This window comes from Nonomuraea montanisoli, from assembly GCF_013363975.1.
In the GTDB taxonomy this organism is placed as follows: domain Bacteria; phylum Actinomycetota; class Actinomycetes; order Streptosporangiales; family Streptosporangiaceae; genus Nonomuraea; species Nonomuraea montanisoli.
The window spans coordinates 1-475 of the sequence record NZ_JABWGN010000054.1; the positions used below are offsets into that span (position 1 = coordinate 1).

General features: G+C 69.1%; 1 protein-coding gene. It reads left to right on the plus strand.

Annotation, left to right across the window (positions count from 1 at the left end):
- Positions 1-475: TCP-1/cpn60 chaperonin family protein (locus HTZ77_RS44940; protein WP_328809138.1), on the plus strand; the 475-nt coding region annotated here is incomplete at both ends.

The window sequence follows — 475 nt, forward strand, 5'->3', positions numbered from 1 at the left end:
GCTCGCCGACGCCGTCAAGGTGACCCTCGGCCCCAAGGGCCGCAACGTCGTGCTGGAGAAGAAGTGGGGCGCCCCCACGATCACCAACGACGGTGTCTCCATCGCCAAGGAGATCGAGCTCGAGGACCCGTGGGAGAAGATCGGCGCCGAGCTGGTCAAGGAGGTCGCCAAGAAGACGGACGACGTCGCGGGCGACGGCACCACCACGGCCACCGTGCTCGCCCAGGCGCTGGTGCGCGAGGGGCTGCGCAACGTGGCGGCCGGCGCCAACCCGATGGCCCTGAAGAAGGGCATCGAGGTCGCCGTCGAGCGCGTCAGCGAGGAGCTGTCCAGGCTGGCCAGGGACGTGGAGACCAAGGAGCAGATCGCCTCCACCGCCTCCATCTCCGCCGCCGACCCCGAGATCGGCTCGCTCATCGCCGAGGCGATGGACAAGGTCGGCAAGGAAGGCGTCATCACCGTCGAGGAGAGCAAC